At 58.0% G+C, this 14,076-nt stretch carries 13 protein-coding genes and 1 tRNA gene; 9 read left to right on the plus strand and 5 right to left on the minus strand.

Annotated features, from left to right (window positions below):
* Positions 1 to 17 precede the first annotated feature (17 nt).
* Positions 18 to 194, plus strand: a complete 177-nt coding sequence (locus TSACC_RS22545) for an aminotransferase class V-fold PLP-dependent enzyme (protein WP_153811512.1) — start codon at positions 18 to 20, stop codon at positions 192 to 194.
* A gap of 293 nt (positions 195 to 487) precedes the next feature.
* On the opposite strand, the gene TSACC_RS12300 is transcribed toward TSACC_RS22545, so the two are convergent.
* Entirely contained in the window at positions 488 to 859 is a 372-nt protein-coding gene (locus TSACC_RS12300; protein ID WP_075079564.1) for a hypothetical protein, read from the minus strand.
* An 896-nt stretch (positions 860 to 1,755) separates the two neighbouring features.
* A tRNA-Glu gene (locus TSACC_RS12310) sits at positions 1,756 to 1,831 on the minus strand.
* Between the two features lie 167 nt (positions 1,832 to 1,998).
* On the opposite strand from TSACC_RS12310, the gene TSACC_RS12315 reads away from it, so the two are divergent.
* Together TSACC_RS12315 and hemB are read left to right on the plus strand one after the other, a co-directional pair.
* Positions 1,999 to 3,255: an MFS transporter gene (locus TSACC_RS12315; protein ID WP_237763960.1), complete on the plus strand. Its 1,257-nt coding sequence runs from the start codon at positions 1,999 to 2,001 to the stop codon at positions 3,253 to 3,255.
* A gap of 49 nt (positions 3,256 to 3,304) precedes the next feature.
* Positions 3,305 to 4,294, plus strand: coding sequence for a porphobilinogen synthase (gene hemB / locus TSACC_RS12320; RefSeq protein ID WP_075080722.1), 990 nt, complete (start codon positions 3,305 to 3,307; stop codon positions 4,292 to 4,294).
* Here hemB and TSACC_RS12325 read toward each other — a convergent pair.
* Both TSACC_RS12325 and TSACC_RS12330 read right to left on the minus strand, forming a co-directional pair.
* A complete protein-coding gene (locus tag TSACC_RS12325) occupies positions 4,291 to 5,985 on the minus strand; it encodes a GspE/PulE family protein (RefSeq protein ID WP_075079567.1) in 1,695 nt (564 codons plus the stop codon). The two genes, hemB and TSACC_RS12325, sit on opposite strands and share 4 nt — an antisense overlap.
* 1 nt (position 5,986) lies before the next feature.
* Complete coding sequence (locus TSACC_RS12330; protein WP_075079568.1) at positions 5,987 to 7,657, minus strand: GspE/PulE family protein; 1,671 nt, start codon at positions 7,655 to 7,657, stop codon at positions 5,987 to 5,989.
* Positions 7,658 to 7,777: 120 nt separating this feature from the next.
* On the opposite strand from TSACC_RS12330, the gene TSACC_RS12335 reads away from it, so the two are divergent.
* From TSACC_RS12335 to TSACC_RS12355, 5 genes are all read left to right on the plus strand, one after another.
* Complete coding sequence (locus TSACC_RS12335; RefSeq protein ID WP_075079569.1) at positions 7,778 to 8,401, plus strand: adenylate kinase family protein; 624 nt, start codon at positions 7,778 to 7,780, stop codon at positions 8,399 to 8,401.
* A 66-nt stretch (positions 8,402 to 8,467) separates the two neighbouring features.
* Positions 8,468 to 9,415, plus strand: coding sequence for a methionyl-tRNA formyltransferase (gene fmt / locus TSACC_RS12340; RefSeq protein WP_075079570.1), 948 nt, complete (start codon positions 8,468 to 8,470; stop codon positions 9,413 to 9,415).
* Positions 9,416 to 9,489: 74 nt separating this feature from the next.
* Positions 9,490 to 10,221, plus strand: a complete 732-nt coding sequence (gene pyrH / locus TSACC_RS12345) for a UMP kinase (protein ID WP_101927869.1) — start codon at positions 9,490 to 9,492, stop codon at positions 10,219 to 10,221.
* Complete coding sequence (gene frr / locus TSACC_RS12350) at positions 10,218 to 10,778, plus strand: ribosome recycling factor (RefSeq protein WP_075079571.1); 561 nt, start codon at positions 10,218 to 10,220, stop codon at positions 10,776 to 10,778. Before pyrH ends, frr begins: the two co-directional genes overlap by 4 nt.
* Positions 10,778 to 11,257: a thioredoxin domain-containing protein gene (locus TSACC_RS12355; RefSeq protein WP_075079572.1), complete on the plus strand. Its 480-nt coding sequence runs from the start codon at positions 10,778 to 10,780 to the stop codon at positions 11,255 to 11,257. Before frr ends, TSACC_RS12355 begins: the two co-directional genes overlap by 1 nt.
* A 151-nt stretch (positions 11,258 to 11,408) precedes the next feature.
* Here TSACC_RS12355 and TSACC_RS12360 read toward each other — a convergent pair whose 3' ends face one another.
* Positions 11,409 to 13,316, minus strand: coding sequence for a transglycosylase domain-containing protein (locus tag TSACC_RS12360; protein ID WP_075079573.1), 1,908 nt, complete (start codon positions 13,314 to 13,316; stop codon positions 11,409 to 11,411).
* 48 nt (positions 13,317 to 13,364) lie between these two features.
* On the opposite strand from TSACC_RS12360, the gene trmD reads away from it, so the two are divergent.
* Complete coding sequence (gene trmD, locus TSACC_RS12365; protein ID WP_075079574.1) at positions 13,365 to 14,033, plus strand: tRNA (guanosine(37)-N1)-methyltransferase TrmD; 669 nt, start codon at positions 13,365 to 13,367, stop codon at positions 14,031 to 14,033.
* The last annotated feature ends 43 nt before the right edge of the window (positions 14,034 to 14,076 follow it).

Raw genomic sequence — 14,076 nt, forward strand, 5'->3', positions numbered from 1 at the left:
AGCGACAGCCGTCCTATCTGCCATCCCCGGCGTTCGCCCGATCGCTACCGCCGCCAAAAAGGCCAAGGGTGGCGTCGTTCGTCATACCGGGCATCCCGAAGGAAGACATCGCATGGCGTCTCGATCGATATGGCATCGCCATACGGGTGGGGCATCACTGCGTATTGCCTGCCATCCGGCGTTTCAGCCTGTAGGGAACTGTGCGCCCCCCTCGATGTCTTTTATAACACTCGCGGAGGTGTAGATACGCTCGAAGTGCGCTACATCGATTGCCAGGAAAATAGTAAATTCATTTTCACCATCCCTTCCGAGAACAGCCCAGCGGGAGGAACCAAACCCTACGCTGTCGCTCGCAGATGGGCAGACGCCTCTGAAGTGTGCCGGGGAAGGGAATTCAAGCCCTGCCGTTCGGCACTGCACGATTTTCGTAGCCTGCGCGGCATTGCCAGCAGGGCTGGACCGCTATCAGAATCCGAGTAGCATTCCTTTATTCCTCTCCGACGTTTTTTGACGCGGCCACCCGCTGGTCGTGGTCGGCTTCCTCCAAGCCCTCCTGGATCAATTTTTCTCCCGGGTTGTCTTCATCTTCAGGTATCAGACGAGTCGCGCTGCTGCCGCTCGAGTTGGGAGGAACTCCCCATTCATATGGTTCCATCTCGACTTCTTCAGGAGGTGGTGGCGGCCCTGGCGCTTCGAGAGCTTCACGTGCTCTCGCGAGATCAGCATCGGTGGCCTCCGCTCGACCGTCCGCTAGGGCGATCTCCCGGGCTCGTCTTTCGATTTCCGAGTCGCTGATTTCGCCGATTCCTCGTTCGCTAATTACAATCCTGCCTTCGGAAACCGGATTTCTTTTGTCCATAGCGGGAAGGAATCGTCCCGCAAGGTGCGGAAAGACTCAGGACGCGCCCTGAAGCGGGTATCCGAGTCTCATCGGGGATGGGAGAAGAAAGGACCCTCATCTTGCCGTCGCGGTATGCCGCTCTGGGGGGAAGAAATCGGGATCGCGCCGCGAAACTCAGATCCTACTCTCCGGGCGCGGAGACCCGGGTTCAGGACCGCTGAGGTCTCAGGAAGTCGATAAGCTCCTGTGGGAGTGCCCCGAAGTTTGGCCCCGTAAAGACCTCGGACAGGAAATCGCAGATGCGAAACGGCAGAGCCCCTGGTTGATCGAATAATGGGAGGGCAGAGAATCTACAAAAGGCGACAAAGAGCTGAAGAGCAGGATAGGTTGCTCCTTTGCGAGGGAAGATATCTGCCGCTGTAAGGGGCTGAAATCTATGGAAAGCTTCCCGAAAATTAATGCTGCCTAAGGACAGGCTTTTTCTTTTAGGGATCGGTTCCATAAGAATCGGTCCAAGGTAGAAAGGAATACGTGGGTATATGATGGAGATGCGCTTCTCACGCATGATGACGCTTTCGGAGAATCGCAAGACCACACGGCGAGAAGACATGCCTGCCTTTGCAGGGTTTGAGTGCTGATGAGCGCCCGGCAGTAAATCCAGGGTATTACGGCTGCGGCCTTGCCAGGCTCCGAGGATGCTAACGAATACGCGCTTTTTCCTGCATTTCGTGTCATTGCTGGTTGATGCCAGCGCTTAGAGACGGGTGCCCAGGTCCCACGGGAAATCTTTTTTTCCTGGCACCAATCGGTGTCGGAAGGTTGGCGCTGAAAAGCGCTCTGCGAGATGGGAGCGGTTATTTCGCCACTGTCGTCGTGGCATCAAATGTGGAAGCCGTGTGCATCTGCCAGAAAGATGGCGACCCTAACGGGATTCGAACCCGTGTTACCGCCGTGAAAGGGCGGTGTCCTAGGCCACTGGACGATAGGGTCGTGCAGGACGGGTGAAAATGGGGGAGAATCGCTCCGGAGGCAAGGAATTTTTATCCGGGAATTATCGAAAACTTCTCCAGCCCTCTTGGATACCAGGCGTGACAGGTTTCCGGGGGTATGCATGATGCGCCGACATGCATCCCGTCTACAGGAAGATTTGCTGGCGCTTGTTGCCGATTCTCGTCGGGTGCTTTCTCGTCAATTATCTCGATCGCATCAATGTGAGTTTTGCTGCTCTCACCATGTCCGCCGATCTTGGGTTGAGCGACGCGGCCTATGGTTTTGGAGCCGGGGTTTTCTTTCTGGGGTACTTTCTTTTTGAGGTTCCGAGTAACCTCGCGCTCTACAAGGTCGGGCCGCGTCTTTGGTTCGCTCGTATCGTGTTAAGCTGGGGCGCTGTGTCAGCTGCCACGGCCCTCGTGCGAGACCCCTGGCATTTCTATCTTGTTCGCTTCCTGCTTGGAGTGGCCGAGGCTGGATTCTTTCCGGGTGTGATGTTGTACATCACGTGGTGGTTTCCGGTGGACCTTCGCGCGCGAATCGTCGGCCTGTTTCTCTTGGGGGTGCCGGTAGCGGGAATCTTGGGAGGGCCGGTCTCGGGGTGGATCCTTGAGAGCTTTGCCGAGTTCGGTGGCCTGCATGGATGGCAGTGGCTGTTCCTTCTGGAGAGTGCCCCATGCCTCCTTTTGACAATCTGGGTCTGGCAGTGTCTGCCCGATCGTCCGCGGGATGCCAGTTGGCTTAGTGGATCGGAGAAAGTGCTCGTCGAGAGCACCATTTCGCTTGAGGAGGAGTCTCGTGGCCGCCTCGGTGCGCCTGACACGATCCGGGGAGCTTTCCGTCGACCGGTTGTCTGGAAACTCTGCGCGACCTACTTTTGCTCGGCAATGGGTCTTTACGGGTTGTCATTCTGGATGCCTCAGATTATTCGCGAGTTCGGCGTGAAGACGCCCATCGATATCGGTTTGTACTCGATGATCCCGTGGGCGGTGGCTGCGGTCGTCATGCTCATGGTTGGAGCGAGTTCCGATCGCACTGGAGAGCGGCGATGGCATGCGATCGTTTCCTCACTCGTGGCAGCGGTCGGTTTCTCCATCTGCCTGGTTACTCGCAATCCGGTTCTGGATATGGCCGGCATCTCAATTGCCGCAGCGGGAGTGATGTCCATCGATGCGGTGCAGTGGGCCATGCCTGCGGCAGCTCTTAATGCCTCGGCAGCGGCCGCGGGAGTCGCGCTGATCAATTCCTTCGGCAATCTGGGCGGCTTTTTCAGCCCGACGCTGATCGGATTCATCTCCCAGAGAACGGGTAGCCCTGAGCTGGGGCAATCCGTCACCATCGCGGCGATGGTTCTCGCAGCCTGTATTATTTTTGTCTGCCGCTCTCTCCAGCCTCCTCGGCTGCGGGGAAAAGAATTGGCGTAGGGCGGGGGTGGGGGTGATACTCAACTTTTCGATCACCCTGGCAGCTAGAATGAACCTACCCATCCGTCCTCGTCGTCTTCGCCGCACTGCTTCCATTCGTCGCATGGTTCGCGAAACTGTGCTCACTCCGGATTCTTTCATTTACCCGTTGTTTGTTCATGCCGGAGCAGAGGCGGTGGAGATCGCGTCGATGCCGGGAGTCCGCCGCTTGCCTGTGGCGGGACTGGTGGCAGAGTGCGAGGCTGCGTGGGCGGTGGGTATTCCTGCGGTGGCAATCTTTCCAGCAATCGCCCCGGAGTTGAAAGATGCCCGAGGGACTCATGGGCTGGACGTGCGGAATGTCCTGTTTGCGGCCGTCAGAGAGGTGAAAACAGCCATCCCCGGGTTGACCATCGTGACCGATGTTGCACTCGATCCCTACACGAGTCACGGGCACGATGGAGTGCTGAGCGCTGACGAGAAAGAGGTGGTCAATGACGAGACGGTTGAGATTCTTTGCGAACTCGCTGTCAAGGAGGCTGAGGCTGGTGCGGATATCGTGGCTCCGTCCGACATGATGGATGGCCGGGTGGGGGCGATACGTGCTGCCCTCGATGCTGCAGGCTTTGAGAATACGATCATCCTTTCCTACGCAGCCAAATACGCCTCGGCCTACTACGGGCCTTTCCGGGATGCGGTCGGGAGCAAGATCGGCAAGGATGCCATCAGCAAGGCAACCTATCAGATGGACCCGGCCAATGCCATGGAGGCCGTGCGTGAGATTGCCTTGGATGAAGCCGAGGGAGCCGACATGGTGATGGTGAAGCCAGCTGGAGCATATCTCGATGTCATTCGCACCGTACGCGAGGTGACAGACCTCCCGTTGGCGGCCTATCAGGTGAGCGGAGAATATTCCCAGATCCATGCCGGGGCGAGGCTCGGCTGGCTGGACTATGAGCGCACCCGCGACGAATCGCTGCTCGCGATCAAGCGAGCGGGTGCGGACATGATCCTGACGTACTTTGCCCGCGAGGTCGCGGAGAAGCTCGCCCGGGCCTAGGTGTACTTGACGACTTCCTCGATGGTCGTGAGGCCGTCGTAGATCGAGCGGAGACCATCCTCCCGGAGGGTGGTCATGCCGAGTTCGATGGCCTTTTGGCGCATCACGACGCCCGGGGCGCGATCGTTGATCATCTCACGAAGCGGGTCGCTGATTTTCAGCAGTTCGTAGATGCCTTTACGGCCTTTGTAACCGGTGTTGTTGCAGACGTCGCAGCCCTTGCCAAAGTAGAAGTTTTTGTCGCCGATGTCGTGTACCGACAAGCCCAGTGACTGAAGCACCTGCTCGGTCGGTTCATAGGGCGTGCGACATGAGGTGCAGATACGGCGGATAAGTCGCTGCGCGAGCACGCACTCAAGAGAAGCCGAGATGAGGAACGGCTCCACACCCATGTCCATGAGACGGGTGACGGCACCGGTAGAGTCATTCGTGTGGAGTGTCGTGAAGACAAGGTGGCCGGTGAGCGACGCCTGAATGGCAATCTGAGCCGTCTCGGTATCACGAGTCTCTCCTACCAGAATGCGGTCGGGGTCCTGACGCAGGAATGCGCGAAGGATGCGGCCAAACGTCATTCCGATGGCATCATTAATGGGCACCTGGATAATGCCGTCGATCTCGTATTCCACCGGGTCCTCAGCGGTGAGGAGCTTGGTGTCGATGGTGTTGATCTTCCGAAGGCAGGAGTAAAGTGTCGTCGTCTTGCCGGAACCTGTCGGGCCGGTGACGATGAAGATGCCGTTCGGCTTTTCAATAACCTCGAGGATGTAGTTGTAGATATACTCGGGCATGCCGAGACTCTCGAGATCGAGGTTCACGCTGGAGCGATCGAGCACGCGGAGCACCACGCTTTCGCCAAAGGCTGTTGGCAGAGTCGATACACGAAGGTCGATCTGCTTGCCATTCACGACACGCTGGATACGACCGTCCTGCGGGAGGCGACGCTCGGCGATGTTGAGATTGGACATGACCTTGACGCGCGAAATGACGGGCAGGGCGAGGTGCCGGGGCGGCGGGTCCATCTCGTAGAGCGCACCGTCCACTCGATAGCGGATCTTGAATTCCGTCTCGAACGGCTCGAAGTGAATATCACTGGCACGCGCTGCGATGGCTTTGTCGAGGATCAGGTCAACGAAGCGGATGATCGGCGCGGCGTTGGCCTCCTGTGCGGCAGCCTGGGCGTTGAACTCCTCCTCGTTTCCTTCGCGGAGAGTGAGCTCGGCCGAGTCACCTAGCTGCGAGAGAACGTCGTCAAGGCTGGTCGCCTCGGAGCCATAATACTCATCGATCATCGAGCGCACCTTTGAAGGCGGCGCGACCATGAGATGGATTTCTCGGCCGAGAGCAAAACGCAAATCCTCGACGGCCTGTGCGTTCATCGGGTCAACCAGCACCACGTATATCGTATTCTGCGAGGCCCCAATGGGCATGGCCCCATGCAAGCGAGCCAGACCGCCAGGTATGAGATGAAGGATCTCCGAAGCTCCGTCAAAGTGCGCCAGATCGGCAACCTCTGTGCCGAGCGAATCGGCGATCACCTGATAAAATTGGGCCTCATTGAGCAGGCCGCTTTCGATCATCACGGTTTCGATCGGGCGATCGGTCGTGGCGACTTCCTGCACAAAAGAGTGGGCCGTTTCCGGACTCAGGTAGCCGGCCTCGACGAAGATGTCTGTGACTTGTTTGGCGTCCATGTTAGTCGGAGTCTGTCATGGTGGTGGTGATGACCTCCTCGGCGGTGGTCATACCGGAGAGAACCTTGCGAATGCCGTCCTCGCGGAGCGTGCGCATGCCGAGTTCGCGAGCGCGAGCGCGGAGTTGCACTGTCGTCGCGTTATTGATGATCATGTGCCGGACTTCGTCGTCGATTTGGAATAACTCAAAGATACCACGGCGTCCTTTATACCCCTTGCCCCGGCAGGATTCGCACCCGTGCGGTTTCATCACGGAGGACTCGGCCAACTGGCCGGGATCAATACGAAGTGTACGGGATTCATATTCCGTCAGTTCAGTGGGCTGCTTGCAGTTCGGGCACAGGCGCCGGACGAGTCGCTGGGCGAGAGCTGCGCGGACTGAGCTGGAAACGAGGAATGGCTTGATGCCGATGTCGACCAGACGCGCGATCGCGCCAGGAGCGTCGTTCGTATGTAGCGTCGAGAGCACGAGGTGACCCGTGAGGCTGGCGTTGATGGCGATACTCGCCGTCTCCAGATCTCGGATCTCACCGATCATGATGATGTTTGGCGCCTGGCGCAGGATCGAGCGCAGAGCCGCAGGGAAAGTCATTCCGATTTCGGAATTCACCGGCACCTGATTGATGCCGCTAAGCTGGTACTCCACCGGATCTTCGACCGTAATGATCTTGCGGTCCGGTTTGTTCATGTAGTGCAGCGACGCGTAGAGTGTCGTTGTCTTGCCCGATCCGGTCGGGCCGGTGACGAGCAGGATGCCGTCTGGGAGATTGATCAGCCGCTCAAACTTGAGCTGATCATCAGAAAGAAAACCAAGGTCCGGCAGACCCAGCATGAGCGAGGTCTTGTCCAGGATACGCATGACGATGCTTTCACCATGGACCGTCGGGATGCTGGAGACGCGCAAGTCGAGAGCCTTCTGTCCGAGTTTGACCTGGATGCGACCATCCTGCGGGATGCGCTTTTCCGCGATGCTCATCGAACCCGACATGATTTTGAGTCGGCTGATGATGGCAGAGTGAAGCTTCTTTGGCGGACTCTGCATCTCCTGGAGCACGCCGTCGATGCGGAACCGCACGCGGAATTTCGTCTCCAGCGGCTCAAGATGAATATCGGATGCCCGATTGTTATAGGCCTCGAGGAGCAGCATCGACACCATCTTGATGATGGGGGCGTCACCCTCGGTTGTCTCGATGTCTCCCGAGTCACCCAGGAACATCGTGTCATCCTGGCCGGCATTTTCATCCCCGGTCCCGTAAAAATCCTGAATCGCTTTCGCGATCGCGTCCGGCGTGGCGCAGACGTACTCAACATCGCGATTAAGAACGAAAGACAGATCATCCATCGTCTGCATGTCCAGCGGATCGCTGACGGCGACGACAAGAGTATCCTCATGCAGAGCCACGGGTACCGCACGATAACGCCGGGCGTCGTCCACCTTTACGATTTCGAGGACATCTGGAGGCGGAGCGACAGAGGCGAGGTCGACAAATTCCATCCCGTTCTGGGCGGCCAGAGTCCGGGTGATGTCTTCCTGAGTGAGGACTCCGGCGTCGACGAGGGCTTTGAGCACGTTTCCGTCGCTCGCATTGGCACGGGCGTCCTCGAGCTGACTGCCGGTGATCAGGCCGACATCCTGGAGAATCTCAACGATGTAATCTTCGTTATGGGCCACGGTGTGGGAGGGTGTCAGAGGAGGTTAGGGGCAAAGGTCCAAAATCACCGCGATGGCTTGCAGGGTCAATGAACTTTTGCAGGATTGCGCCTCTTTCTTGTCGTTGGTAGTGTCCTTGGGGTGTCCCTCAAATACAGAACCTACCTGATCTTTGGCGCTCCCGGCAGCGGCAAAGGCACTCAAGGCCGCACTCTTGGCTCGATCCCGCGTTTTTTTCATTGTGCGTGCGGCGATGTTTTTCGCTCGATCGATACGAGGACTCCGCTCGGAAAGGCCTTCATTGAGTATTCCAGCCGCGGCGAACTGGTCCCGGACGAAGTCACCGTTCAGCTCTGGCGCGTGCGCATCGAACAGTGCGTTGATGCGCATGAGTTCAAACCCGACATCGACTTCCTCGTTCTCGATGGCATTCCGCGCAATGTCCGTCAGGCGGAGCTTCTCGAGCCATTCCTGGATGTGCGAAAGATCTTTCATTTGAGCTGCCCGGATCGCGACAAGCTGGTTGCTCGCCTGAAAAAACGGGCGATCAAGGACAATCGTCTCGACGATGCCAACGAGGAGGTCATTCGACGTCGACTTAAAACATACGAGGACGAGTCCAAGCCGGTGCTCGACCACTACGGTGCCGAGCGCATCGTGAATATCGACGCGATGGAACCGCCCATTCTGGTGCTGAACAAGATTCTCTCCGAGATCGTCGCCAGCCGTCAGAGTCCGGTTGAGTTTACCGAAAAGGCGAGTTGAGCGATCTTCCCGCGAGAAAGAGATAAACACTTGTTTATACGCGCCTAAAGCGGCATTCACACTGCGATGTCGCAGTTGAGAATAGTCTTCATGGGCACCGGCGGAATCGGTGTGCCCTCGCTTCGTGCCCTTGTTGCCGAAGGGCATGACGTGGTGGCGGTATACACCCAGCCGGACCGGCCAGCCGGGCGAGACATGAAACTGCGGCCTTCGCCCGTCAAGCTCGTGGCTCAGGAGCTGGGAGTGCCGGTACTGCAGCCGGAAAGGATTCGTCTCCCGGAAGAGATTGAGCAACTGAAAGCACTGCGAGCCGATCTTGCAGTCGTCGTCGCTTACGGCCAGATCCTTCCCAAGACTGTGCTGGAAACCCCACGGCATGGATGCTGGAATATTCATGCATCTCTGCTTCCCAGGCATCGGGGAGCAGCACCTATTCAGGCGGCGATTTTGGCTGGAGACTCCCAGAGCGGGGTGACCATCATGCAAATGGATGAGGGGCTGGATACCGGCCCGATTCTGGTGCAGGAGGCATTTGATTTGCATCGTCATGAGACTGGCGGCTCACTGCACGATCGCCTTGGAGTACAGGCGCCAAGCTTGCTGCTGCAGGTGCTGGCGAAGCTTCAGGCCGGGACGTTGCAGATGACTCCTCAGGACTCCGAGCTTTCCACCTATGCACCGAAGCTTTCCCGGGAAAACGGCCGGATCGACTGGACCCACAGCGCCAGGGAGATTGATCGGCAGATCCGGGCGTTCACCCCATGGCCGGGGGCCTTCACGACCATCGACCAGGGTGGTCAGGCGGTGGTGTTGAAGATCCATCGCTCCGCTCTGACAAGAAACCTCCGCGGAGAGCCGGGTACGGTTTTGAAAGCAGACCGGCGAGGAATCCTCGTTGCAGCGGGCGAGGGGGGCATTTTGTTGCTGCAAGTCCAGGCACCTGGGGGGAAACGGCTTGCGGCTCATCAATATTTGCTGGGCCACCCGTTGACGGTCGGAAGCCGTCTCGGCTGAGGTGCTAATACGCACTGCGGTACATACATTTGCCTTTCCTTGCCGCCTCGGATGCGTTTTTATCCGCGCAGTCCATGTCCACCAATCCTCGCTACAAGCGTGTTGTTTTAAAAGTCAGCGGCGAGGCACTCCGGGAGCCCGGCAGCCGCGACAACATCTCACCTCAGATCGTCCAGTCAATCGCTTCGCAAATCCGCGAGGTTAAAGAACTTGGCGTTGAACTCGCCATTGTAATCGGAGGCGGGAATATCTGGCGCGGTCTCTCGGCCAGCCATCGTGGGATGAATCGCGCTACGGCCGATTACATGGGGATGCTCGCCACGGTCATCAATGGCCTGGCTCTCATGAGCGCCCTGGAGGACCTGGGGATCTCCGTGCGGGTGCAAACCGCCATCGAGATGAACAACGTGGCCGAGCCATTCATCCTGCGGCGGGCTACGCGACACCTCGAGTTGGGGCACGTCGTCATTTTCGTCGCCGGAACTGGCAACCCGTTCTTTTCCACCGATACGACTGCAGCGCTGCGGGCAAATGAGATCGGCGCCGAGGTCATCCTCAAGGCTACCAAAGTCGACGGCATCTATGATCGCGACCCGATGCTGCACAAGGATGCCGTACGATTTGACCACATCACCTATGGCGAAGCTCTTTCACGCCGACTTCAGGTGATGGATTCCACCGCATTTAGCCTTTGCATGGACAATCGGATGCCCATCATCGTATTGGACATGAACAAGCCGGACAATATCCGCCAAGCCGTACTTGGCGCTAAAGTCGGCACCACAGTTTCCGACAAACAAGTATGAGTCTCGAAGAAGCCATTTTTGAATCCGAAGCAGGCATGGATAAAGCCGTGGAGTTCATGCTCCACGAGTTTGCAGCCATTCGTACCGGCAAAGCATCGCCCGCCCTGGTGGAAAACCTCGATGTGGATGCCTACGGCAGCCTGATGAAGCTGAAGCAGCTCGCGCTTATTTCCGCCCCCGAGCCCCGCTTGCTTGTCATCCAGCCATTCGATGCCTCGACGGTTCGCGACATCGAGCGCGCGATCAACGAATCCAAGATCGGCATCACGCCAGCCGTCGATGGAAAGCTGATTCGCATCCCGATCCCGGAGCTCTCCGAGGAGCGTCGTCGCGATCTCGCCAAGACTGTTAAATCCCTGGCCGAGGATGCCCGAGTCCGTGTACGCGCTTGTCGCCGCGAGGCGATGGAGGCAGCCAAAAAACTCCAAAAAGATGGCAAGCTGACGGAGGACGATCTCCGTGTTGCCGAAACGGACATCCAGAAGATGACCGACAAATACGTGGCTTCCGTCGACAAGCATGTCGAGACCAAGGAAGCGGAGTTGATGAAGATCTGATGAAGCGCGTACTCCTCGCTCTCGCCGCATTAGCGGTGTTGGCTGCTCCGGTTTCTGCCGAAGTCGTGCGTCCCGCGCCTTTGATCCAGTGGATCGATTCCGCAGGAAAGCCGCAAAGCACGGCGGCATTCAAGGGGCAGCCCATCGTGATCATCATTGCGCCAACCCCGAGGAGTTGGGCGTTTCGATCCCAGGTCGGCCAGTTGCAGAAGATGTATCAGAGGTTCGCCGCGGAGAAGATCATCTGCGTCGCGGCGTTCACTCAGGAACCAGGGCTGATCCGGTCCAATATTCCGTTTGCCGTGGCTTCCGATGGTCCCCGTGCTGGATATGATTTCCAAGCTGGTCCAAGGATCACCGTGGCCGTGATCGGCCGCGATGGAAATCTCGATTACGTGGGGAACAAGGTGGTCCCCGCCCAACGCATTTTCGACATCGTTCGCAACTCCTACGATGTTCAGCAGGCAATGCGCCGCTAGCCTCTGTTAGCAGAGACCCCTCGCGCTTGCTGAAGCACCGTCGCGTGCATGTGCGGCGGTGTTGGTGATCGCGGGATTCGATATGTTCGTCCCCCTGCCTGCACCGGGCGGGAGGCTTCAGCAAGATTGAGGATATACTCGGGCGTGTGGTCTAGCGGTTTGCCTCGATGATATCGACCCAGATGGGGAGGGCCAGTTCGGCTCCGGTGCCGCCCTGCATGATTTTCTCGGGCACATCGAAGCCCACCCACACGCCGCAGGTGATCTGATCGTCGAAGCCGAGGAACCATGCGTCCTGGTAATCATTGGTCGTTCCGGTCTTCCCGGCGGCGCGATGCCTGAGTCCCAATGCTCGCGAACGAGCGGCTGTTCCTCGAATGAGGACGTCCTCCATGATGGATGAGGTCATGCGAGCAGATTGCTCCGGCAGCACCGGTACGCTGGCCTTGGTCGCTCGATAAATCACATTATTTTCCGCATCTACGATCTTCTCGATGAGGTACGGCTGCAGCTTCGTTCCGCCGGTGGCAAAAACCGTATAGGCCGCAGTCATGTCCTTGAGCGTGGCTTCGAATGCACCGAGGCAGATCGATGGGTAGCGAGGTGGGTTCGATGCGATGCCTGCACGAATGATGCAGTTGGCGACATTTTCAAAACCGGCGATCCGGCCCACCCGTACCGACATGGTGTTTCGTGACAGCACGAGTCCATCGGCCGCAGGAAGCAGTCCTCGGTAAGTGTTGTCGGAGTTTGCAGGATTGTATTTGCGAAAGGCGGCAGGCAGATCACCCGGGCCGAGTCGATTGTCGTTGATGGGATCGCCTGGGTGCAGCCCTGCCTCGAATGCCTTGGCGTAGACGAAAGGTTTGATCGATGACCCTACCTGGCGCTGCCCGAGGAGTGCGCGATTGAATTTACTATACTCGTAATCCCTGCCCCCGACGATGGCGCGTATGCCTCCGCTTCTATTGTCAACGGCCAGGGCTGCAGCCTGGAGGAAGGGCGATGCTGCCAGGTTGGCGATTTCTTCATTCGTCAGTGCGTGGAACGTCTTGTGCTTAAAGGCCGAGCCTTTCTCGATTTCCCTGAGCCGCTGTTTGACTGCGCCCTCAGCGGCCTTTTGCAGGTCGCTATCGACCGTTGTGTAGATTTTGAGACCACCTTCATCGAGTTGGTCCTGATCGATCACGAGTTGCAGATCTCTCACGATGGCGTCCATCGCCCAGTTTTCCTGAGGGGTGGAGCGGGGGCGTGGACCGGCGATGACCTTGGTGGCGAGGGCGGTCTGATATTGTGCCTCGTCGATGTACCCCAGTTTGAGCATTCGACCCAATACCGTATTTCGCTCGCGCGTGGCCCTTTCCGGATCGTTGAATGGAGAGAACCGATTCGGACTGCGAATCAGCCCGGCCAAAAGGGCTGCCTCTGCGACCGTCATACGCGAGGCAGGTTTTCCAAAGTAGGCCTGGCTGGCTGTTTCAACCCCGTAATATCCGCTCCCGAAATAAATCCGGTTCATGTAGGCCTCGAGGATCTGCTCCTTTGTCAGTTCGGTCTCGATGCGATAGGAAAGTGCGGCCTCGATCATCTTGCGATGGAAGTTTTTCCCCCCGAGCGGGAAGCTGTTGCGTGCGAGCTGTTGGGTCAGCGTGCTGGCACCCTCCTTAAGGCGGAAGCCTCCGATGAAATTTCGCACTACAGCCCGGGCGATTCCCACCGGGTCGATGCCATGATGGTAGTAAAATCGGGTATCCTCCCGGGCGAGGAGGGCATTGACGAAGTCATTGGAGATCTTGTCAAACGGCACCACTATGCGGTTTTCGCCCGCCAGACGACTGTAGAACTTTCCATCCTTGTCATAGACGGCCGAACGTTGCCGCATGTCGCTGATGGTGCGGAGGTCGAAAGTCAGGGCCCAAGCGTAATAGCCCAGCAATACCACGGCGGCGATGAGAAGGAAAACCACACTGGCCTTGACTCCCAGCCAGAATAATCCGCCCAGACAGCCCTTCTTTTTCTTTGGGGGTATTTTCTTGGATGGGCGACGGGATTTCGACACGGGCTTGCAGGACGCTCTGGATTATAAGAGGAATCATGCCCTCCTGCCTTGAAAATCCAAATACTTACGATTTTTCCTGCCATGTGCCGTGGTCTCCTTGAGGGAAGTATCCTCAAGCGTGCCCAGGACAAGGGCCTCGCCGAGCTTGAGGCGGTCGATCTCCGTCAGTGGGCGGTCGACAAGCATCGCACCACGGATGACACCCCGTACGGTGGCGGACCGGGGATGGTGATGAAAATCGAGCCGATCTACCGGGCACTGCAGGAACTCCGCACTCCCGATACGAAGGTGGTGCTCATGACGCCGCAGGGGCGACCATTTCAACAACGCATCGCGGAGGAGTACCGCGAAGTCTCGCATATCGTCATGATTTGTGGCCATTACGAAGGAGTCGACCAGCGAGTGGCAGATCATCTCGTGGATGATGAGATCTCCATCGGCGACTATGTTTTAACCAACGGCGCACTCGCAGCCCTGGTCGTCACCGACGCGATCGTCCGGCTCATCCCTGGAGTGCTCGGCGACGCCGATAGCGCGGTACAGGATTCCTTTTCCACTGGAGTGCTGGATCATCCGCATTTCACTCGGCCAGAGGTGTTTAACGGCTGGAGTGTTCCGGATGTGCTCATGTCGGGAAATCACGCTGCAATCGAAAAATGGAGGCGGCAACGAGCTTTGGATCTGACACGGGAGCGCCGCCCCGACCTTCTTGGTTGAGGCTGGGCATTGCGTCCAGGCGACCGGTATCATATACTGGTCG

The sequence above is a fragment of the Terrimicrobium sacchariphilum genome (genome assembly GCF_001613545.1).
GTDB classification, from domain to species: Bacteria; Verrucomicrobiota; Verrucomicrobiia; order Chthoniobacterales; family Terrimicrobiaceae; genus Terrimicrobium; species Terrimicrobium sacchariphilum.

Excerpts from the sequence above, each read along its gene's own strand:
- frr (WP_075079571.1), top strand. The coding sequence starts at position 10,218 with ATGAGTCTCGAAGAAGCCATTTTTGAATCCGAAGCAGGCATGGATAAA.
- TSACC_RS12325 (WP_075079567.1), bottom strand. The coding sequence starts at position 5,985 with ATGGACGCCAAACAAGTCACAGACATCTTCGTCGAGGCCGGCTACCTG.
- TSACC_RS12355 (WP_075079572.1), top strand. The coding sequence starts at position 10,778 with ATGAAGCGCGTACTCCTCGCTCTCGCCGCATTAGCGGTGTTGGCTGCT.
- pyrH (WP_101927869.1), top strand. The coding sequence starts at position 9,490 with ATGTCCACCAATCCTCGCTACAAGCGTGTTGTTTTAAAAGTCAGCGGC.
- fmt (WP_075079570.1), top strand. The coding sequence starts at position 8,468 with ATGTCGCAGTTGAGAATAGTCTTCATGGGCACCGGCGGAATCGGTGTG.
- hemB (WP_075080722.1), top strand. The coding sequence starts at position 3,305 with ATGAACCTACCCATCCGTCCTCGTCGTCTTCGCCGCACTGCTTCCATT.
- TSACC_RS12300 (WP_075079564.1), bottom strand. The coding sequence starts at position 859 with ATGGACAAAAGAAATCCGGTTTCCGAAGGCAGGATTGTAATTAGCGAA.